This window comes from Sphingopyxis macrogoltabida (assembly GCF_001307295.1).
GTDB classification, from domain to species: domain Bacteria; phylum Pseudomonadota; class Alphaproteobacteria; order Sphingomonadales; family Sphingomonadaceae; genus Sphingopyxis; species Sphingopyxis macrogoltabida_B.
In genome coordinates this window covers 1,380,884-1,401,728 of record NZ_CP012700.1, presented here as the reverse complement: position 1 = coordinate 1,401,728, position 20,845 = coordinate 1,380,884, and the positions used below count along the sequence as shown (strand labels likewise).

General features: G+C 65.5%; 18 protein-coding genes, 1 tRNA gene and 1 pseudogene. 11 read left to right on the top strand and 9 right to left on the bottom strand.

Annotation, left to right across the window (positions count from 1 at the left end; genetic code table 11):
* Positions 1-17 precede the first annotated feature (17 nt).
* From AN936_RS06555 to AN936_RS06545, 3 genes are all read right to left on the bottom strand, one after another.
* Positions 18-785 carry an ABC transporter permease gene (locus AN936_RS06555; protein ID WP_054587430.1) on the bottom strand — a complete coding sequence of 256 codons (768 nt, stop codon included), beginning with the start codon at positions 783-785 and terminating at the stop codon, positions 18-20.
* Positions 782-1,723, bottom strand: a complete 942-nt coding sequence (locus tag AN936_RS06550) for an ABC transporter ATP-binding protein (RefSeq protein WP_054587429.1) — start codon at positions 1,721-1,723, stop codon at positions 782-784. Before AN936_RS06550 ends, AN936_RS06555 begins: the two co-directional genes overlap by 4 nt.
* A 71-nt stretch (positions 1,724-1,794) precedes the next feature.
* Positions 1,795-2,634 carry a sterol desaturase family protein gene (locus AN936_RS06545; protein WP_158500057.1) on the bottom strand — a complete coding sequence of 280 codons (840 nt, stop codon included), beginning with the start codon at positions 2,632-2,634 and terminating at the stop codon, positions 1,795-1,797.
* A gap of 167 nt (positions 2,635-2,801) precedes the next feature.
* Between AN936_RS06545 and AN936_RS06540 the strand changes: the two genes are divergently transcribed.
* A tRNA-Leu gene (locus AN936_RS06540) sits at positions 2,802-2,887 on the top strand.
* 212 nt (positions 2,888-3,099) lie between these two features.
* Positions 3,100-4,245 (top strand): dipeptidase, encoded by a 1,146-nt coding sequence (locus AN936_RS06535; protein WP_149037609.1) that lies wholly within the window; start codon positions 3,100-3,102, stop codon positions 4,243-4,245.
* Positions 4,246-4,270: 25 nt separating this feature from the next.
* On the opposite strand, the gene alr is transcribed toward AN936_RS06535, so the two are convergent.
* Positions 4,271-5,383 carry an alanine racemase gene (gene alr, locus AN936_RS06530; RefSeq protein ID WP_054587426.1) on the bottom strand — a complete coding sequence of 371 codons (1,113 nt, stop codon included), beginning with the start codon at positions 5,381-5,383 and terminating at the stop codon, positions 4,271-4,273.
* Positions 5,384-5,512: 129 nt separating this feature from the next.
* Between alr and AN936_RS06525 the strand changes: the two genes are divergently transcribed.
* Complete coding sequence (locus AN936_RS06525; RefSeq protein WP_084758221.1) at positions 5,513-6,871, top strand: alpha/beta hydrolase family protein; 1,359 nt, start codon at positions 5,513-5,515, stop codon at positions 6,869-6,871.
* Between the two features lie 6 nt (positions 6,872-6,877).
* Here AN936_RS06525 and AN936_RS06520 read toward each other — a convergent pair whose 3' ends face one another.
* Complete coding sequence (locus AN936_RS06520; RefSeq protein ID WP_054587425.1) at positions 6,878-7,285, bottom strand: GFA family protein; 408 nt, start codon at positions 7,283-7,285, stop codon at positions 6,878-6,880.
* A 96-nt stretch (positions 7,286-7,381) separates the two neighbouring features.
* Between AN936_RS06520 and AN936_RS06515 the strand changes: the two genes are divergently transcribed.
* The 3 genes from AN936_RS06515 (at position 7,382) to AN936_RS06505 (ending at position 11,644) form a co-directional block, all read left to right on the top strand.
* Positions 7,382-8,938, top strand: a complete 1,557-nt coding sequence (locus AN936_RS06515) for an ABC transporter substrate-binding protein (RefSeq protein ID WP_234715761.1) — start codon at positions 7,382-7,384, stop codon at positions 8,936-8,938.
* A gap of 42 nt (positions 8,939-8,980) precedes the next feature.
* Complete coding sequence (locus AN936_RS06510) at positions 8,981-9,403, top strand: DUF4112 domain-containing protein (RefSeq protein ID WP_054587424.1); 423 nt, start codon at positions 8,981-8,983, stop codon at positions 9,401-9,403.
* Between the two features lie 90 nt (positions 9,404-9,493).
* Positions 9,494-11,644 (top strand): prolyl oligopeptidase family serine peptidase, encoded by a 2,151-nt coding sequence (locus AN936_RS06505; RefSeq protein WP_084758220.1) that lies wholly within the window; start codon positions 9,494-9,496, stop codon positions 11,642-11,644.
* A gap of 158 nt (positions 11,645-11,802) precedes the next feature.
* On the opposite strand, the gene AN936_RS06500 is transcribed toward AN936_RS06505, so the two are convergent.
* Positions 11,803-13,164 carry a HAMP domain-containing sensor histidine kinase gene (locus AN936_RS06500; RefSeq protein ID WP_054587422.1) on the bottom strand — a complete coding sequence of 454 codons (1,362 nt, stop codon included), beginning with the start codon at positions 13,162-13,164 and terminating at the stop codon, positions 11,803-11,805.
* Entirely contained in the window at positions 13,161-13,838 is a 678-nt protein-coding gene (locus tag AN936_RS06495) for a response regulator transcription factor (RefSeq protein WP_054590143.1), read from the bottom strand. The genes AN936_RS06500 and AN936_RS06495 overlap by 4 nt, the downstream gene beginning before the upstream one ends.
* 140 nt (positions 13,839-13,978) lie before the next feature.
* Here AN936_RS06495 and AN936_RS06490 point away from each other — a divergent pair, with 140 nt between their 5' ends.
* From AN936_RS06490 to AN936_RS06470, 5 genes are all read left to right on the top strand, one after another.
* The gene (locus AN936_RS06490) at positions 13,979-14,704 is read left to right on the top strand and encodes an HAD family hydrolase (protein ID WP_054587421.1); all 726 of its coding nucleotides are present in this window, start codon (positions 13,979-13,981) and stop codon (positions 14,702-14,704) included.
* A gap of 4 nt (positions 14,705-14,708) precedes the next feature.
* Positions 14,709-15,869, top strand: coding sequence for a CDP-glycerol glycerophosphotransferase family protein (locus tag AN936_RS06485; RefSeq protein WP_054587420.1), 1,161 nt, complete (start codon positions 14,709-14,711; stop codon positions 15,867-15,869).
* A gap of 5 nt (positions 15,870-15,874) precedes the next feature.
* Complete coding sequence (locus tag AN936_RS06480; protein WP_054587419.1) at positions 15,875-16,669, top strand: FkbM family methyltransferase; 795 nt, start codon at positions 15,875-15,877, stop codon at positions 16,667-16,669.
* A 66-nt stretch (positions 16,670-16,735) separates the two neighbouring features.
* Positions 16,736-17,185, top strand: coding sequence for a hypothetical protein (locus tag AN936_RS06475; protein WP_054587418.1), 450 nt, complete (start codon positions 16,736-16,738; stop codon positions 17,183-17,185).
* The gene (locus tag AN936_RS06470) at positions 17,182-18,135 is read left to right on the top strand and encodes a cation transporter (protein WP_054587417.1); all 954 of its coding nucleotides are present in this window, start codon (positions 17,182-17,184) and stop codon (positions 18,133-18,135) included. Before AN936_RS06475 ends, AN936_RS06470 begins: the two co-directional genes overlap by 4 nt.
* Here AN936_RS06470 and AN936_RS25445 read toward each other — a convergent pair.
* Positions 18,132-19,550, bottom strand: a pseudogene (locus AN936_RS25445) (leucyl aminopeptidase family protein). The gene AN936_RS06470 and the pseudogene AN936_RS25445 overlap by 4 nt on opposite strands.
* A gap of 91 nt (positions 19,551-19,641) precedes the next feature.
* Positions 19,642-20,817: an alpha-hydroxy acid oxidase gene (locus AN936_RS06455; RefSeq protein ID WP_054587414.1), complete on the bottom strand. Its 1,176-nt coding sequence runs from the start codon at positions 20,815-20,817 to the stop codon at positions 19,642-19,644.
* Positions 20,818-20,845 lie beyond the last annotated feature (28 nt).

The following is a 20,845-nucleotide window of genomic DNA, read 5'->3' as shown; positions in this document are numbered from 1 at the left end:
GCCGGGATGACGGCTCATTAATTCTTCAAGCGGTATCCCGTCCGGAACATCCAGAAGATTACCGCGAGGCACAGCGCGAGGAACAGCGAAACCGCGCCCATGCTGACGCCGATCCCGACATCGCCCTGCCCGAAGAAGGTCCAGCGAAACCCGCTGATCAGATAGACCACGGGATTGAACAGCGTGATCGTCCGCCACGCCGCCGGCAGCATGTCGAGCGAATAGAAAGCGCCGCCCAAAAAGGTCAGCGGGTAGATGACCAGCATCGGGATCACCTGAAGCTGCTCGAAGCTCTGCGCCCAGATGCCGATGATGAAGCCGAACAGGCAGAAGGTGACCGCCATCAGGACCATGAACGCCGCCATCAGCAGCGGGTGCGCGATCTGGACATCGACGAAGAGATGCGCGGTCGCGAAGATGATCGCGCCGATGATCACCGATTTCGTCGCCGCGGCGCCGACATAGGCGACCAGCAGTTCGAGCGGCGACATCGGGGCCGACAGCATCTCATAGATCGTCCCGGTCCATTTCGGCATGTAAATGCCGAAGCTGGCGTTGCTGATGCTTTCGGTGAACATCGTGAGCATCATGAGGCCCGGCACGATGAACGCGCCATAGGGCACATTGCTGACCTCGGTCATCCGGCTGCCGATCGCCGATCCGAAAACGACGAAATAGAGCGCGGTGGTGATCACCGGCAGCATCAGGCTGGTCCAGAAGGTACGGCCGAAACGCGCCATTTCGAACTGGTAGATCGCGCGGATGCCGCGAAAATTGGAAATCATGCCGCTTGCTCCGCTTTGGTCTCGTGCACCAGCCCGACGAAAATATCCTCGAGCGAGCTTTGCTTCGTATTGAGATCCTTGAACTGGATACCAAGGTCGCTCATCCGCCGCAGCAGCGAGGGAACCCCCGTCGCCTCGGCCTGGCTGTCGAATTCATAGACGAGCTCATGCCCCTCCCCCGCGAGCGCGAGGTTCCACTGTGCGAGGTCGGCGGGAACCGCATCCAGCGGCTCGGCGAGGTTGAGCGTCAGCGTCTTGCGGCCGAGCTTCTTGATCAGCGCATTCTTCTCCTCGACGAGGATCAGCCGCCCCTTGCTGATCACCCCGACGCGGTCGGCCATTTCCTCGGCCTCCTCGATATAATGGGTGGTCAGGATGATCGTGACACCGCGCTCGCGCAGCCCGCGCACCATATTCCACATGTCACGGCGCAGTTCGACGTCGACGCCCGCGGTCGGCTCGTCGAGGAACAGGATTTCGGGTTCGTGGCTGAGCGCCTTGGCGATCATCACGCGGCGCTTCATCCCGCCCGACAGCTCCATGATCTTCGACCCGCGCTTGTCCCACAGCGACAGGTCGCGCAGCAACTGCTCGATGAAAGCGGGGTCGCGCGGCTTGCCGAACAGCCCGCGCGAGAAAGTCACCGTCGCCATCACCGTCTCGAACGCGTCGGTGTGCAATTCCTGCGGCACCAGCCCGATCATCGTCCGCGCGGCGCGATAGTCGCGGGCGTGGTCGTGCCCGGCGACGGTCACCGTTCCGGCGCTGGGCGTGACGATCCCGCAAACGATGCTGATCAGCGTCGTCTTGCCCGCCCCGTTCGGGCCGAGCAGCGCGAAAATCTCTCCCTTCGCGATATCGAGATCGACGCCCGCGAGCGCCTGATGACCGCTCTTATAGGTCTTTCCGAGGCCGGAAATGCTGAGAACTGTTTCCATGGCGCCGGTGTCTAACCGACAGAAGCGACGCGGTGAAGCCCGCAATCAATGGACCTGTATCCAGGCCCGTTTCACGCCTTGCTCAGGACCTCGACCGGACGGCCTTCCGGTGCAGCGCGCTCCTCGATCCGCTTCGGAAGAAGCCCGAACGGCTGGAACATTTCGAACAGGAAGCCGCCGCTGTGCCCCTCCACTCCCGTCGGGTCGCGAAACGGCACCGGCGAAGACCGCCAAGTCCCGTGCAGCCGGTCCCAAAGAGTGAAGACGGTGGCGAAATTCTTTCCCGCCATCGCCTCGTCGCGCGCATGATGCCAGCGGTGCGCGGAGGGCGAGATGAAGAGCTTGCCCGCCGGACCGAGCGTCCAGCGCACATCGGCGTGAATGAAATAGCCCCAACTCGTACGCACCAGTCCGTTCAGCGCGACGGCCCAGAGCGGGAAACCGGCGAGTCCAAGCAGAGTAAGATCGATCGTGACCGTTGTCAGCCGGTTTACGGGATGCATCCTGTTCAACGAGAACCAATTCATTTCGCGATCCGAATGATGCGTTGCGTGAAAGCGCCACAAGAGCGGGTGATGCTCGAGCCGGTGACGCCAATAGCCGATATAGTCCCCGACAACGATCGCCGCGATGCCGGTCAGCAGCCATGGGGCCTGTGCCCAGAAGCCGGTCAGTACTGCCGGGGCTCCCAGTTGCGCGCCGATCCAGACGCTCGGCAACGCGACAAATGGCAGGACGATGAGGGTGTCGAACAGGAAGATCAGCAGGTTGGTGCGCCATTCCCCGGCCGCGCGCCGCGCATCGGCGACCACGCCCGCGCTTCGCTTCGTAAGAAGCGCCAGCGCACAAAAGAACAGCGCGAATGGAATTACCGCTTCCCAGGCGTTCACGCTGTTATGGAGCCATTGCATCATCGGATCTTCGCAAAAAGGGACACGCCCGGCGGCGGGCGATCCACCAAAACCACAAACTGGTGAAAATCTGATTGCCGACTTGGCAAGAACTATCGCCAACGGGGGCGGCAGCCGCAAACACCGCTTGACCTCTCTCCGGCCATCCGCTTGACGGACGATGGTATGCGGACGTGGCGAAATCGGTAGACGCAGCAGACTTAAAATCTGCCGGCCTAGTGTCATGCGGGTTCAAGTCCCGCCGTCCGCACCATCGCCTCACGACAAGGAACCGCCCGCACCCGGGATAGAAAGCTGTTAAATCCCGGTGCCATATTGCTTCATGGCCTTTCCCCGGAACAGTCCGCCTCGATAGGCTTTCTAAAGCTGAGGCCGGAAATTTCTGCCGCTTGTCTAAGCCCTATATTCAAATGATACAGACTGATCGCGATCTTCAGGAGCTCCGATGCTCGCTGGCGCGGCCAATTGCACCAAAGCGGCAGGAGAGTAGGCATGAATCGGAGAGAGGCGCTCTTTTCTTCTCTGGGCATTGCAACGGCAATGTCGGCTTCGACCGCCTTCGCCAATCAGCCATCCCGCCGGTCCGCCACTTTGCAAGATGCGAGGCGGCTCCAGGATTCGACGCTGCTGGTCGATCAACTCGACGGATCGGCGATGACCGACGAATATCTGGACATGCTCGAATCGGCAGGGGTCGATATCTGGCAAGGTCACGGCATGTCCAGCTTCAGCAACGCGACCACGATGCTGAACTTCTTCGACAAACATGCAAAGCGGCTTGTCCTGGTAAAGAGCGTGCGCGACATCCGGCAGGCGCATCAGGACAGCAAGATCGGCTATCTCGTCGGGTGGCAATCGGCCACCTACCTGACCAACGAAACCGATGAGTGGGGCCTCCCCCCGATCGAGAATTTGCGGACCTTTTGGGAGCTCGGTCTTCGGATCTGCGGGCTGATCTACAACAACACCACCGTCTTCGGCGGCGGATCGCTCGATCCCACGCTCGGGCTCAGCCGTGCCGGCCGGCGGCTGGTGGAACAGATTCACAAGCAGCGGATCGTCCTCGACGTCGGCGGACACACCGGAGACCAGACATCCTATGATGCGATTGCCATGTCGAAAGGGGTGCCGGTCATCTGTTCGCACACCAACTTGCGGGCGATCGCCGACAACCCGCGCAACATGCCCGACAAGATGATCGAACAAATCGCCGCCAGCGGGGGCGTCATCGGCGTGACCGCCGTCAACGATTTCCACGCGCGGAGCCGGAAGGACGAGAAAATCCGGCTCACGCCGCAGGTCGGCCTGGACAAGCATCTCGATCAATATGATTATCTGAAGCGCCTGGTCGGCGTCGATCACATCGGGCTGGGATGTGACTTTATGTACGGGCGGGCGGATCTGACCCGGACCAACCCGCTGCTCTGGCCGCCCGACGCGTACAGCGCCGTGCCGCCGGCCGAAATGTTCATGGTCAAGGGCTATGAGAAGATCACCGAGCTGCCGAACGTGACACAGGGGCTGATGCAACGCGGCTGGACCGACGACGAAATCCGCAAGGTGCTGGGCGGCAACTGGCTGCGGGTTTACGAGCAGGTGTGGGGCGCCTGACAGGCCCCCGCCCCTTCTAGCCGGTCTATCCGTCGACGTAGCGGACCGGCATCCGGTCGGAGAGCGCCATCATCACTTCGAGCGGCGAAACGCCGGTCCATTTGGCCCAGTCGTCGAGCGTAACACTGGCGTCACCCGCCGTACCGATGATCAGCGCGGCATCGAACGGTTCGGCCGACGCGGCATCGCTGGCGTCGACCATCAGATATTCCAGCGTGAAGCCCCGGACCGGAACACGGCGTCCGCCGATGATCACCTCGGCTTCACCATGCTTAGCCTTCGCGATGCCGTCAGCGAGCCCGATGCCGAGCGTTGCGGCCAGGCCGTTGCCGCCTGCCCCATAGCCGCCGCCTTCGACCCCCGAACCGCCGACCTGCAGGATTGGCGCCGACAGCGACCGGATCAGCGGCCGGAGTTCGGAATGCACGCCTACCCCTGCCTCCAGCGGGCTGAGCCCGAAGAGCGCATGGCCGACGCAGACGGCGCTCGATGCATCAGGAAGGCCCGCGAGGACGCCCGAACTGCCCCAAAGCTGCGTCGTCGGAATCGCGACGCCGCGCGCGCCGAGCTCGTCGATCACGGCATTGAACCGCGCGCTCCGTTCGCGCGCCCAGTTCGCACCGTCGGCCGAACCGAAGGGGAGATGCGAATAGACGCCGCGCAGGTCGATGCCGTCCCGGAGCGCGACCTGCTCGACGAAGTCCGCGGCCCCGCCGAGCGCGACGCCGAAGCGACCGAGCCCTGCGTCGACCTTGACCCAGACCGGTACCCGGCGCCCGGCCGCCATCCCTGCCTCCGCCAGCATGTCCAGCCCCACCTCGTCGAAGATCGTCGGCTGGAAGTCATGGCGCAGCACGTCGGCGACCTGTTGCGGCTCGATGCCGCCGAAAAGCAGGATTTCCGCGTCGATCCCGGCGTCGCGCAGCGCAATCGCTTCGTCGACATTGCCGGTCCACAGCTTGCGCACCCCGGCATCGACCAGCGCGCGGCTCACGCCCACGGCGCCGAAGCCATAGGCATTGGCCTTGATCGAGGCGATCACTTCGCGGTCCCCGGAAAGTTCGCGCACCACGGCGAGGTTGTGACGAAGCGCCGAAAGGTCGACGTCCATCGCCACCGAGCGGACGGATTCCGTCATAGTCCTGCCTTTCCAGAATGTTGCGGACAAAGGCATTGCCTTCGGCCTTGGCCGTACCAGCTTTGTCGCTAGGATGCAGAATCACATCTTCTTCGCCTTACCCTCCGCATCTCTCAGGCAAGGAACGCAATGCCGATTTTCCAAAGTTCCGGACGTCCGCGCCGCACCATTGCGGGCGAATGGCTTTGCGGCTTGCTGCTCGCCGCTTCCGCGATCGCAACCCCGGCTGTGGCAGGCGAAGCCGAATGCGGCGCGGGCGTGTATCGGCTGGCGGACGGCGGCATTATCGACATCGCGGCGGCGAACGAAGGCGCGCTGCGCTGGCGCAACATCGACGGCAGCAGCGGCGAATTGAAGCGCGACGGCGACCGCTGGACGAGCACCACCGGCTGGACCGGCCGGCCCGACGGGTTACAGGTTCGCTTCGATTGCGCGGCCAACCGCATGGCGTTCGGTGAACAGGATGCGCAGCGCATTACGCTCGAAACGCGCGAAACCAGCTTCACCAGCCACGACACGCGCCTTGTCGGGCGGCTTATCCTGCCGCCCGGCGACGGTCCGGTGCCGATCGTCGTCCTGCTTCACGGCGCCGAATTCACCTCCGCGCGCGACACGAATCCGCTGCAGCGGATGCTGCCCGCCGCCGGAGTCGGCGCCTTCGTTTACGACAAGCGCGGCACCGGGGCGTCGGGCGACAAATATACGCAGGTCTTTTCGACGCTCGCCGACGATGCAGTGGCGGCGCTCGCCGAGGCGCGGCGCATGGCGCGCACCCGCGGCGCGCGCTTCGGTTTTCAGGGGCCGAGCCAGGGCGGCTGGATCGCGCCGCTCGCGGCGACGCGCACCGATGTCGATTTCCTGATCGTCAGCTTCGGGCTGGCGGTATCGGTCGCCGACGAGGACCGCGAGGCGATCGCCTTCCAGATGGGGCTGAAGGGTTATGGCCCCGACGTGATCGCGAAAGCGCAGGAAATCGGCGCCGCGACGACGCGCATTTTCGCCAGCGGCATGCGCGACGGGATCGAGGAACTCGACGCCGTCCGGGCCCGCTACCGGAACGAGCCGTGGTACAAGGATGTCTACGGCAATTTCACCCATATCATCCTTGGCATGACCGCCGAGGAGATCCGGACCAAGGGGCAAGCCTATCGCTTCGGAACGCCGCTCCATTACGACCCGATGCCGACGCTTCGCAAGGTCACCGTGCCGCAGCTCTGGGCGATCGGCGGCATGGACATCGACGCCCCGGCCGGCGAAACCGCGCAGCGGATCAAGGCGCTGATCGCCGACGGCCGGCCGATCACCCTCGCCGTCTTTCCGAAGGCCGAACATGGCATGACCGAATTCGAGAGCGCGCCCGACGGATCGCGCGTGTCGACCCGCTATACCCCGGGCTATTTTCGCCTGCTGATCGATTATGCCAAGGGGGAGAGGCTCGCCGCGACCTATGGCGATGCCGACATCACGCGTCCGGCCGCCCCGCAATAGCGCGGATTAAAGATGCCGGATTTCGGCGGGCGGGTTCCACCAATTGTCGTCAAGCCCGTCGCAATAGGTCACCGGCGCCGCGAGTAATTCCTCGACCGGCAGGTCGTCGAGCGCCGCGATGCGCACCCCGACATAATCGCCGCCCATCGCGTCGATGCGGCCATGGCCGTGCGTCGCGGTGCCGCAATGGCGGCAAAAGCGATGATGCGTTTCGAACCCCTCGCCGCTCCGCGCATAGTCGCCCAGATCTTCCTCGCCCTTCAGCAGGCGAAACTGGTCAGGCTTCATCGTCGCGACGTTCCAGTTGCGCTGTTTCCAGCAATAGGTGCAATTGCACTTGCTGCTGCCTTCGAAATCCATGTCGGCCTCGAAGGCGACGCGGCCGCAGTGGCAGCTTCCGTGATAGGTCTTCATCGGCGATCCTTTGCTGGCGAAAAGCGAATGGCGGTTCGATCGTTAGACGTCGCGGTGGACGATATTCCTTGAGCGGCCGCGATGTCCCTTCCGGTTTTGCCGCTTATCATTATGATGGCGCCGATGCCGCCGGAAAGAGACAGTCACCCCATCGCAGCAACGATCGCACGACGTCGCGGCCGCCTGACCGCTGCCGCGACCCTGTTCGCTCTCACGCTGACCAGTTGCGGCCTGTTCGGCGATCGCGGCCCGGTGAAAATCGCCGCGATCGGACCGCTGAGCGCTGCCGCCAATCCGGTGAACGGCGAATTGTCCGCCGGCAATGCCGCGCTGCTCGATGCGACATCGCAGGGCCTCGTCAGCTATGACGGCGAAGGGCAGATCGATACCGGTCTTGCCGATCGCTGGACGGTCACCGGCGACGGGCGCAGCTATATCTTCCGCCTCCGCGAAGCCAAATGGGCCGACGGCCGCAAGGTTGCCGCCGAAGAGGTTGCGGCCATCCTGCGTTCCTATCTCGCGGCGCGCAGCCGCCACATGCTCAAGGACGATTTCCCGGAGATCGAGACGATCCGGGCGATGACCGACACGGTCATCGAAATCCGGCTGAAGGTACCCCAGCCGGCGATGCTCGAACTGCTGGCCCAGCCGTCGATGGCGATCGTCAGCAAGGGCAAGGGCTGGGGTCCGATGCGGCCGCACCGGATCGGCCGGGCGGTCCTGCTTTCGCCAGTTCCCGACCCGCTCGCCGAAGATCCGGAGGAAGCGGAAGCTGCCGCCAACGATCCCGCCGCGTCGATCGAACTCGTCGGCACCTCGCCCGAGGGCGCGCTCGCGCGGTTCAAGAACGGCTATGCCGACGGCGTCGTCGGCGGCCGCTTTTCGACCCTTCCCTATTTCGTCGCCTCGAACATCGGGCGCTCGCGTCTCGTCGTCGACCCCGTGCCCGGGCTTTTCGGCCTGACCTTCCTCCACGCCGACGGCTTCCTGACCACCGACGTCAACCGCGAAGCGCTGTCGCGCGCGATCCGCCGCGACCGTCTGGTGGAAGCGTTCGGCCTCGCCGAATGGCAACCGCAGGTGACGCTGCGCCCCGCGCTCTACGCGCGCGATGGCGGGCCGGCGCCGATTGTTCCCGGCTGGAACGACTATGACGATGCCTCGCGCCTCATCCAGGCGAAGCGAGTCGTCGATGCGTGGCGCGGGACGGGACGCGAAATTGCGCCGCTGCGCATCGCGCTGCCCGATTCGCCCGGCGGACGCATCCTCTTTGCCTATATCGCCGCCGATTTTGCGCGGCTGGGGATCGAAAGCCGCCGCGTCGGTCTCGATGCGACCGCCGATCTCAAGCTGATCGACGAAGTGATGCCCAACGACGATGCGCTGTGGGGCCTCCGCCGCCTGTCGTGCCGCCGCGACACGCTATGCAACCGCGAAGCGCAGGACCTGATCGATCAGGCGACGGCGAACATCGATTTCGGCCAGCGCGCGCAGCAGGTGGCCGAGGCCGAGGCCGTGCTTGCCCGCTATACGCCGTTCATTCCGCTTGCGACGCCGCTACGCTGGTCGGTCGCGTCGCAGCGGCTGACCGGCCTGCGCGCCAACGGCCGCGCACAGCACCCATTGAATCATCTGATCGCAAAACCCAATTAATTGCATGGCGCATAGTTTCGTGCGCTTCCTGAAAGGACCCCTATGGCCCCTTCGACCCCCAATCCCGACGCGATCTTCGATGCCCTGATCCAGAACCGCAACGATCCCGCGGCGCTCCGCAAGCGCGTCGAGACGCTGGAATTGCTGCTCGAACGCAGCTTCGTCATCCCCGGCATCAACCGCCCGGTCGGGCTCGACGCGATCGTCGGCCTCGTCCCCGTCGTCGGCGATGTGATCACGGCGATGATGGGCGCCTATCTGATCTGGGAAGCGCGCAACCTCGGCATGTCGAAATGGCAGATCTGGCGCATGGCGGGCAATCTCGGCATCGACACGGCGCTGGGCGCGATCCCGCTCGTCGGCGATGCCTTCGACTTCCTGTTCCGTTCGAACACGCGCAACCTCAAGATCATCAAGCGCCACCTCGACAAGCACCATCCGGGTACGATCGTCATCGACCAGTAAGTCCCGGATCGCGCAACCCTTCCCTTCCCCTGCATCGCGGTGCTAGCACGCGGAGACAGGTCGGCGGATGCCGGTAACAGGGAGATGACGATGATCCGCGCCGCGCTTGCCGGGCTGGCCCTTTGCTGTTCGTTTTCGGCAATCGCCGCCGCGCAGGACGACGAGGAAGAGGCACCGAAGGTCGCCGCGCCCGAGCCCGCCGATTCCTATCGCTGGCTCGAGGATATCGAGGGTAGGAAATCGCTCGACTGGGTGCGCAAACAGAATGAGGCGACCGACACGCTGATCCGGTCGCGCCCTGGCTTCGAGGCCGATCGTCAGCGCGCCCGCGCCATTCTCGACGACGACCGGCAGATCGCAATGCCCGGCGAGGTGATGGGCGACACGATCACCAATTTCTGGCGCGATGCCGCCAATCCGCGCGGGCTGTGGCGGCAAAGCCCGCTCGACGCCTATCTCGCCGGCAAGCCGGTATGGACGACGCTGATCGATGTCGATGCGCTCGGCAAGGCCGAGAAGCAGAGCTGGGTCTGGCACGGCGCCGACTGTCTCGCCCCTGCCTATACACGCTGCCTCGTCTCGCTGAGCCCCGGCGGCACCGACGCCGATATCGTTCGCGAATGGGATCGCACGACGGGCAAATTCGTCAAGGACGGCTTCAGCCTGCCGCTCGCCAAGAGCAGCGTGACGTGGGAAGACGCCGACAATCTGCTCGTCGCGACCGATTTCGGCGACGGCAGCATGACCACTTCGGGCTATCCGCGGATCGTCAAGCGCTGGCAGCGCGGTACGCCGCTTTCCGCGGCGCAAACGGTGGTCGAAGGAGACGTCGCCGATGTCGGGATGACCGTGGGCGCGGAGATGGACGGCGACAAGCGCTGGCCGATCATCAGCCGGGCGAAAAGCTTTTACACGACTGAATTTTATATCCCCAAGCCCTATGAGGGCGGCGAATATATCGACACGATCATCCCCGAAACCGCGGAGCTGCGCGCGGTGATCGACGGACAGGCGATCATCTTCCTCAACGACAAGGAATTCGACTATCCGGCGGGCTCACTCCTCGCGCTGCCGCTCGACGAGATGTCGCGCGGCGACCAGGTGCCTTTCATCCCCGTCATGCAACCGACCGCGTCGCAGGCAATCGAGGATGTCGCGGCGGGCGATGATGTGCTGTGGGTGAAAGCGCTCGACGACGTCGAGGGCAAGCTTTTCGCGCTGCGCCGCGACCAGCCCTATGGCCGCTGGAGCCAGAAGGAAGTGCCGCTCGCTGACAAGGCGACGGTGCAGATCACGGGCACCGTCGGCAAACGCAACCTCGCCCTCGCCACCGCCGAGACGATGCTCCAGCCGCCGACACTCTATGCCGTCGGCGAAACCGGCGCGCCGCAAACCATCCAGAGCCTGCCCGCCCAGTTCGACGCCGCCGGAATGGCAGTCGAAAAGCGCTTCGCGACGTCGAAGGACGGCACCAAAATCCCCTATTTCCTCGTCCGCAAAAAGGGCAGCGAAGGCGCCCCCGTCCCGGCGCTGATCCACGCCTATGGCGGCTTCAAGGCCGCGCAGACCCCCGGTTATCTGACCGGCCAGCCCTATCGCGCCGGCCCGCTCGGGCTGTTCTGGGTCGAGGACGGCAACGCCTATGTCCTCGCCAACATCCGTGGCGGCGGCGAATATGGTCCGCTGTGGCATCAGGCGGCGCTCTACGAGAAGCGCCAGAACAGCTTCGACGACCTGCACGCAGTCGCCGAGGATCTCGTCGCAACCGGGGTGAGCACGAAGGGCAAGATCGCGATATCGGGCCGCTCGAACGGCGGCGTCCTCGTCGGCGCGGCGATGGAGCAGCGTCCCGACCTGTATGGCGCGGTGATTTCGGGATCGCCGCTGAAAGACATGCGCCGCTTCAACAAGCTGCTCGCCGGGGCGTCATGGATGGACGAATATGGCGATCCCGACGATGCCGCCGACTGGGCGTTCATCTCCAAATATTCGCCGTACCAGAATATCCGCAAGGGCATGAAATATCCGCCGATCTTCCTCTATCTCTCAACCAAGGACGACCGCGTCCACCCCGGCCATGCGCGCAAATTTGCCGCGCAACTCATGGAATATGGCAACCCGGTCTATTACCACGAATATACCGAGGGCGGCCATTCGGTCGGCGCCGATCACGCCGAGGACGCTGTGCGCGCGGCGATGCTGCACGGATTTTTGTTGAAGGAACTGGTGGAGAAGGAATAGGGGCCGGTTTCGGCAGGAAGCGGATATTTCTTTATCGTCACCCCGGGCTTGACCCGGGGCCTGCCTTGTCTTTCCAGCGCGCCAAGGAAGGCGGGTCCCGGGTCAAGCCCGGGATGACGACAGTGACGGGGGCAACGTCCGCTCCTACCCCGAAGCGCTCAGAAACTCAGCACCACCTTCGTCCCCGGTGCGGCGTCGCCGATCTCCATCGTGCCCTTGTGCAGCGCGACGATCGCCGCGACGAGCGCGAGGCCCAGCCCGGTTCCCGGTTGCGCCGCCGTGTCGGGCACATGGAAAAAGCGTTCTTTCACCCGCTCGCGATATTCGGGCGCGATGCCGGGCCCGGTGTCGCCGATTTCGATCCGCACCATGCCGTCGCGCTTCTCGGCTCGCACCCTGATCGTCCCGCCGGTGCCGCCATATTTGCTCGCATTGTCGAGCAGGTTCGACACCGCCTGGAACAGGAGGTTGCGGTCGGCCGCCATCGCCAGCCCCGGCGCGATACTGCTTTCGATTCGCTGGCCGCGCTCTTCTGCATCGGGCAAGTGAAATTCGACCGCGTCGGTCAGCAACGTCGTCAGGTCGACCGGCTTCACCCCCGCAAGATGCCGCCCGCTCTCGATCCGCGCGATGCGCAGCAGGGCGTCGAAGATCGCCTGCAGCCGCCCGGCTTCGGTCAGCGCCTGTCCTGCCAGCCGCTGCCTTTCCTCATCGCTGCCCGCCGTACGCAGTTCGTCGAGATCGGCGTGGAGCCGCGCCAAGGGCGTCCGCAATTCATGCGCAACATTGTCCGACACGCGGCGCACCGACTCCACCGATTCCTCGATCCGCCCGAGCATCAGGTTGAGCGTTTCGGACAATTCGTCGAAATCGTCGCCGGTGCCGCGCAGCGGGATGCGTTCGGTCAGGCTGCCCGCCATCACGCGCCGCGCGGTACGCGTCACCATATCGATGCGCCGCCCGACCGCGGCGCTCATCGCGAGGCTGCCGGCGATCGCGAGGAAAGCGGCGATGACGATCAGCCACGCCGATCCGATCGTGAACAGCTCGTCGCGGTCGTCGATATCCTCGACGTCGCGCCCGACGATCAGCCGTGCACCGTCGTCGAGCCGCTGTTCGACCACCAACGCTTCATAATCCCGCTCCTGCCCGCCCCGATAGGCATCGGCTTCGAGCAGCGCCCAGCCCTCGACCGGTTCGTCGGGCCAGCTCGGCAAATTGGCCATCAATATCTTGCCGTCGGGCGCGATCAGCGCGTCGAACGCCCGCCGCGGTCCCGACGCACGCCGGGCATGGAGCGCGCGCAGCAGCGCATCGCGCCCGCCCGCCCGGTCAACGGCGGCAAGACTGCCCGCCTCGGCGCGCACCGAGCCCGTTTCCTGAAGCAGCGGCTGATACACGCCGATCCAGTAGGCCGCCGCAAACATCAGCGCGGTGGAAGTCAGGAACAAGGCGACGTAGATCAGCCCCAGCCGCAAAGTCAGGCTGCGCCAGACGCGGCTGGGCCGCCGCGGGGTCATGGTGCGGCCCGCATGATGTAGCCGGTGCCGCGCACCGTATGGATCAGCGGGCGCTCGAATCCACGATCGACCTTTTGCCGCAACCGGCTGACGTGCTGGTCGATGATGTTGGTCTGTGGGTCGAAATGATAATCCCAAACATGTTCGAGCAGCATCGAGCGGGTGACGACGCGCCCCTCGTTGCGCGCCAGATAGGCGAGGATGCGAAATTCGCGCGACGTCAGGTCGACCGGTTTGCCGCCGCGCCGTACCGCCTGCCCGAGCAGGTCGATCTCGAGGTCGCCGATGACCAGTTTCGTCTCGGCGACGATTGCGGGGCCACGACGGCTCAGCACGTCGATGCGCGCGAGCAGTTCGGACATGGCGAAGGGCTTGGTCAGATAATCGTCGCCGCCGGCACGCAGGCCAGCGACGCGCTCGTCGACCTCGGCGAGCGCGCTCAGGATCAGCACCGGTGTCGTATCGCCGGTGGCGCGGATCGTCTGGACGATCGTCAGCCCGTCGACATGCGGCAGCATGCGGTCGACGACGATCAGGTCATAGGTTTCGGCCGCCGCGCGCAGCAGCCCCGCCCGCCCGTCGCCCTCGCTGTCGACGAGATGGCCGGCCGCCTTTAGACCCTTGCCGATATGTTCGGCGACGCGCGCGTCATCCTCGATCACCAATATATGCATCGCCCGACCGATACCGCCTGAACGCGTGCACCGCCATCTCTTCGAGCGCGGCCATCCCAACATGTCGAAAATCAAATCTTTCGGCCATCGGCGGGGAAGGTGCCGCTGCCACTGTCGCCGCCGCAGAAAAGGAGCGGGTCGTGGCACAGCTACAAAGAAAGCGCGTCGTCGCGCAGGCGGCGCTGCCGCAACGCGCGCTGCTGTCGGTGTTCGACCTCGACCGGACGCTGTCGATCCTGCCGACCTATACGCCGTTCCTGTTCTTCGCCGCCCGCATGCGCGCACCCTGGCGCCTGCTACTCGTGCCGCTGCTGCTCCCCGTCGCGCTTCTCTATGCGCTGAAGCTCGTCCCGCGCCGGACGATGAAGCAGTCGATGCACTGGATCGCGCTCGGCGGCGCCCTGCCCGAACGCGACGCGGCGCGGATCGCCGACCGCTTTGCCCGCCATCTGGTCGAGCGCGGCCTTTATGCCGAAGGCTTGGCGCTGATCGAGGCCGAGCGTCGGGCCGGACGCCGCGTCGTCCTCGCGACCGCTGCGCCGCATTTCTACACCGCCGCGCTCGCGCGCCGGCTCGGCATCGCCGACGTCATCGCGAGCACGTCGAGCTGGCAGGACGGCTGCCTCGTCCCCGCGATCGACGGTGCCAATTGTTACGGCGCCGACAAGCGGCAGCGGCTCGAGGCATTCATGGAGAGCGCCGGGATCGCGCGCGACGCGGCACATATCCGTTTCTGGTCCGATCATGTCTCCGACCTGCCGCTCTTCGAACTGTGCGACGAGCCGTGCGCGGTCAATCCGTCGCCGAAGCTGCGCGCCGTTGCCGCCGAACGCGGCTGGCCGATCCTCGACTGGGGGAAAGGCTGATCCGGTGCGCATCGGTTTCCTTTTCAACCATCATGGTGGCCATCAGGTCGCGCACGCGCTGCCCGTCGCCTTCGAGCTGCAACGACAGAACTCGGAGGCCGAGGTCAGCATCCTCGTATCCGCGGGCTGCGAGGCCGAAGTCCGGCGCCTTGCCGCGGTGCAGGCGGTCAGAAATGCCATTCCCGAAATCATCCGCCTTCGCCCGCCGTCGGCGCTCGCCAGCGCCGCCAACAAGGCGACCGGGCGCGCGATTCCCGCCGACATCGTCTCGGTGCTCCACCGCAATCTCGACCGCTTCCGCGCGCTCGACGCGCTCGTCGTTCCCGAAAAGACGTCGCTGCTGCTGAAATCGCTGTTCGGGCTCAAGTCGCTGCGCCTCGTCCACACGCGCCACGGCGCAGGCGACCGCGCGATCGGCTTCGACAAGGCGAGCGGCAAGTTCGACCTGGTCCTGCTGTCGGGCGAGAAGATCCGCGACCGGCTCGCACAGGCCGAACTGCTCAAGGAGGACGGCCACGCGATCGTCGGCTATCCGAAATTCGACCTGCCGCCGCGCTCCGCCGGCCCGCGCCTGTTCCCCAAGGACCGCCCGACGGTGGTCTATAACCCGCACCCCTCGCCGGCGCTTTCCTCCTGGTATGCCATGGGCCCGCAAATCCTCGACTGGTTTGTCAAGGATGACCGCTACAATCTTATTTTCGCGCCGCATATCATGCTGTTCAAGAAACGGCTGACCGCCTCGCTGTCACCCTTTGCGCTCGGCTGGAACTATGGCCCGCGTCCGGACCATTACGAGCATGACCATGTGCTGATCGACACCGGCAGCGCCGCCAGCCTCGACATGACCTATACCGACGCCGCCGACATCTATATCGGCGATGCGAGCAGCCAGGTTTACGAGTTCATTCGCCGGCCGCGACCCTGCATCTTCCTCAATCCGCGCCGCATTGCTTGGCAGGGAAATCCCGACTTCGCGCACTGGCGCGCGGGCACGGTGGTCGAAACGATGGACGAACTCGCCGCCGCGCTCGCCGAGGTGCCGCGGCTGTCGGCAGCGATGCACGACCGGCAGGAGGATATGTTCCGCTACAGCTTCGACCTCCAGGAACGCCCGTCCTCCGAACGCGCCGCCGAGGCGATCCTTGCCTATATGGCGCGCCAGTGACCGCCATGCCGTACAGCCAGTCGGCCCCCTCGCGCATCGGCGCCTTTTTCGACTATGGCGTGAAAAAGACGCTCCACAAATGGCTCGCGCGTGGCCTTTCGGCGCTGCCGCTGCCACGCCCCGACGACGTCGTGACGTCACGCTATGGCGTCCGCATGCGCGCCAACTGGCAGGATCGCACCTTTCAATATTGCCGTTATGCGACCTATGGCCATGTCCTTTCGGACTATCTCGCCGCGCAGGACGCACCTTTTGCCTTCGTCGACATCGGCGCCAATCAGGGTCTCTACAGCCTGCTGGCCGCGCAGAACCCGCATTGCGCGGCCGCGCTCGCGTTCGAGCCGGTCGCTGCAACCTGCGCGCTGCTTCAAGACAATATCGCCCTCAACGACGCGAAAGCGCGAATCAGGCCCGTCCACGCGGCGGTCTCGCTCCACTCGGGAATAGCGACGATCGCCACCAACAGCACGCACAGCGGCATCGCCAGCCTGCGCGATGCAGGTGCTTGCACCGGCCCCGGGACCGAAGATATTCGTATCCTCGGCATTACCGGGGTCGACACGCTGCTTCCCACCGATTTGCCGCTAATCGTCAAGATTGACGTCGAAGGGCATGAGGAAACGGTGGTCGAGGCGCTGGCAGCGTCGGCACATCGCGACCGCCTGAGCGCCATCTTCTATGAAATCGACGAGCGCTGGACCGATGCGGCGGCCATCGAGGCGCGGCTGCGAGCCATCGGCTTCACCCGCTTCGACCGCTTTGGCATCGGCCGCCATTACGACGTCCTCGGCCGGCGCTGAGAACGGAACCCTCCCCTCCTTCGGGGCGTATTGGCAGCGTGGGGGCCTATGCGAGGAGACAGGGCCTTGTCCCGTGGTAAAGCGGCCGTTGCGATAGCAATCGCCCTGCTGTTCAGCGGCTGCGACGACTTCCCCCGCGACCCCGCGAACAGTCTCGACCATATCCGCGCCAGCGGCACCATCCGCGTCGGCACCGAACAGGATTTGCCGCCCGAAGCACGGACGCTTTTGGAACAGGTCGAAACGGCGACGGGGGCAAAGGCCGAACTGCGGCGCGGCGCGCTCGAGCCGTTACTGGACAAGCTCGAAACCGGCGAAATCGACCTCGTCGTCGCGCCGTTCACGAAGAAGACGCCGTGGGCGGGCTTGAGTGCGCTTTCACCGCCCGTGCGCACCGAGGGACAAGGTGAGCAAACCGTCGAATGGCGCGCCGCGATGCGCAGCGGCGAGAACCGCTGGATCATGCTTGTCGAGACCAGCGCGCGAAAGGTTGCGCGCGCCAAGGCGACCCCATGAGCATCCATCCCGGCACCCACGCCGACGACCTCCCGCTTCATCTGCGCGAAACGTTGAAACGCGCCGAGCGGCTGGAATATTGGAACATCTTCTGGACGATCACCATCGTCATCGTCATGGGGCTCGTCCTCGGCCAGAGCCAGACGATGAAGACCGCGTGGATCGAGGACACGCTCGGCCTCGTGCCGCCGATCGCTTTCCTCGTCGCGGCGCGGATGGAGCGCAAGGGCAAGCGGTCGCGCAAATTTCCCTTCGGCTTCGAGCGGGTCAACGGCCTCGGCTTTTTCCTTGCCGCGGTCGCGCTCGCGGCAACCGGCGCGCTGCTCCTGTGGGATTCGACGATGACGCTGATCAAGGCCGAGCATGCCTCGGTCGGATCGATCGAGCTGTTCGGCCGCGATATCTGGCTCGGCTGGCTGATGATCGGCGCGCAGGTCTATGCGATGATCCCGCCGATGATCATCGGGCGCAAGGAATTGCCGCTCGCCGAGGAACTCGCCGACAAATTGCTCCATACCGACGCGCTGATGAACAAGGCGAACTGGATGACGGGTGCCGCCGGCGTCGCGGGGATCGTCGGGCTGGGTCTCGGCTGGTGGTGGGCGGACTCGGTCGCGGCGGCGATCATCTCGTTCGACATCCTCCACGACGGCATGAAGGCGATCCGCTCGTCGACGGCCGAACTGGTCGACGGCACCCCGCGCGCGCTGGCGAGCGCCGAGATATCGAAGGAAGCCGAGGCGCTCGAAGCGGCGCTCAAACAGCGCTACCCCGGCGCGACGATCCGGCTGCGCGAGACGGGGCGGCTGATCCGCGCCGAAGTGCACGGCTGCCTGCCCGACGAGCCTTTCGACGTGAACGGCCACTGGCCGGGGAAGACCGAACGCAACTGGCGCCTTGCGCAGATCAGCTTCGTTCCGGCATCGGCAACCGATGCCGGCGACGTTTAACCCTTGTCCGCTACCGCGAGATCGGCCCAGCGGTCGAGCAGCGCGACGCCGAAGCCCGTCGCCCCGGGGCCGCACCGCGAACTACGCCGCGACGCCCAGCCGGTGCCGGCAATGTCGAGATGCGCCCAGCGGCGGCCTTCGGCGAACTTCTCGATGAATTTGGCGCCCGCGACCGGCGAGCCGCCGCCGACGCCGAACCAGCCCGGCGCGCCGAGGTTCGAGACGTCGGCCACCGGCGATTCGACCAGATAGGCCATCGAGGCGACCAGCGGCAGCCGCCAGAGCAATTCGCGCGTCGCGGCACCCGCCCCGGTCAGGCTGGCAGCCAACGCATCGTCGCTGGTGAACAGCCCAGCAAAATCTTCGTGCAGCACACCCATGATCGCGCCGGTCAGCGTCGCGACATCGACGATCACCCCGGGGTCATATTCGCGGATGGCATAGGTCACCCCGTCGGCGAGCACGATGCGCCCCTCGGCATCGGTGTCCTGGACGTCGATCGTCAGGCCCGCCAGCGAGGTGATGACATCGCCGGGGCGATAGGATTTGCCGTCGATATTATTCTCGCACATCGGGACCACGGCGACGATATTGACCGGCGCCTTGCGCAAGGCCAGCCGCTAGATCGCGCCGAGCACCGCCGCGCCGCCCGCCATGTCGAACTTCATCTTGGCGATGCCGGGCCGGGCCTTGAGGTTGAGACCGCCGGCGTCGAAGGTCAGCCCCTTGCCGACGAAAGCCGCATCCCAGCCCTCGCGGTCGGGCGCCCCGCGCCATTCGGCGATCGTCAGGCGCGGCTCGTTGGAGCTCCCCGCCGCGACCGCAAGAATGCCACCGGCCCCGAGCGCTTCGAGCTCGGCAAGACCGAGCTGACGGACCCGGACACCGAGCGGCGCAAGCACGGCTTCGGCCTCGTCGGCAAACACCGCAGGCGTCAGCCTGTTCGCGGGCTGCTCGACCCATGCCCGGACGCGGTTGACCGGATCGGCACGCAACCGCGCCTGCTCGGCGAGCGGGGCATCGTCCTGCGCAATCGACAGCGTCGATGCGAATTGCCCGGGCACCGGATTGCTGCGTCCCTGATCGAGGCGGAAACCGTGCAGCAGCACGCCCTCGATGAGATCGGCAAACGCTTCCCCGATCCCGAGGTCCGCCGCCGACGGTAGCCGCGCCGCGACGAGCGCCAAGGCGCGGATCACCTCGACGGCATGGCCGCCGGCATTGCGCCAGCGATCTTCGCTGTCGTCCGCGCCCGCCGCGATGACGACGATCCGGCTGCCCGCGTCACCCTCGCCGACGATATCGAGCCAGCGGCCGGGCTTGGCATCGAAGCCGGTCGCTTTGACGACGGCGCGGATGCGATCGTGCACGGCGGCGGGCGCATATAGTGCTTCTCCTGCCGCGAAGGCCAGCATCGGCGCATCGCCGCCGCCGGGTTTGATTTCGATGCTGGTCCAGCTTGTCATGGCAAAATCCTGATCCGGGTTGAGGGTTGGAGAAATGCGTTCAGCAGCCGGGCTTCGACCGGAATTGCGAGAGATGGTCGACATCGGCGGCGGTGATATCGGCGATCCGCGTCCGCCCCATCAATCCCATGTCGCGTTCGATCTCGCTGCGGAATATCGACAATATACGCGCGACCCCGGCCTCGCCGCCCGCCGCGAGCCCGTAAAGATAGGGCCGCCCGATTGAGCAGCCGTTGGCGCCGAGCGCGATCGCCTTCAGCACATCGGTGCCGCGGCGCACCCCGCCATCGACGATCAGTTCGGCCCTGTCGCCGATCCGGTCGCGGATCGCTGGCAGATAGTCGAGGGGCGCGCCCGCGGTGTCGAGCTGACGGCCGCCGTGGTTCGACACCATGACCGCATCGACGCCGCAGTCGACGGCTTCCAGACAATCGCCGGGCATGATCGCGCCCTTAATCACCAGCTTGCCGGACCATAGGCCGCGCAGCCATTCGACATCTTTCCATGTCGCGGTCCGGTCGAACTGCGCGTTGACATAATCGATGACGCTGGTGCCCGCGCTGCCGATATCGCCGACATGGTCGACGACATTGGCGAGCTGGAACGACCGGTTCTTGAGCGCGCCGAGCGACCAGCGCGGATGCCCGGCGAAGCTCAGCAAACTGCCGAGCGTGAAGCGCGGCGGCATGATCATCCCGCTCTTGAGGTCGCGCTCGCGGTTCCCCGCCATCGCCGTGTCGACGGTCAGGCACAGCGCGCCATAGCCATGCGCCGCGGCGCGTTCGAGGAGCGCGCGGGTAAGCTCGCGATCGCGGAACAGATAGAGCTGGAAATAGCGGTTCGCGCCCGTCGCCGCGATCGTCTCGATCGACGTCGTCGCCATCGTCGACAGGCCATAGGGCACGCCCGCCGCTGCCGCCGCGCGCGCGACCGCCGTTTCGCCCGACGCGTGGAAGAGCTGCGACATGCCGGTTGGCGACAGCATCAACGGCATCGCAGCCCGGAAGCCGAGCATGTCGGTACCCGGATCGATGACGCTGACATCAACAAGCGTCCGCTGCGCCAGCACCCAATCGCCGAACGCCGCGCGATTGCGCGCCAGCGTCCATTCGTCGTCGGCGCCGCCCTCCAGATAGTCGCGGATTGGCCGCGGCAGGGCGCGGCCGGCCAGCGCCCGGACATCGGCGACGTTAAAGGCTTTCGAAAGACCCGCCATGCCGATCAGCGCTCCCCGCCCGAATGGC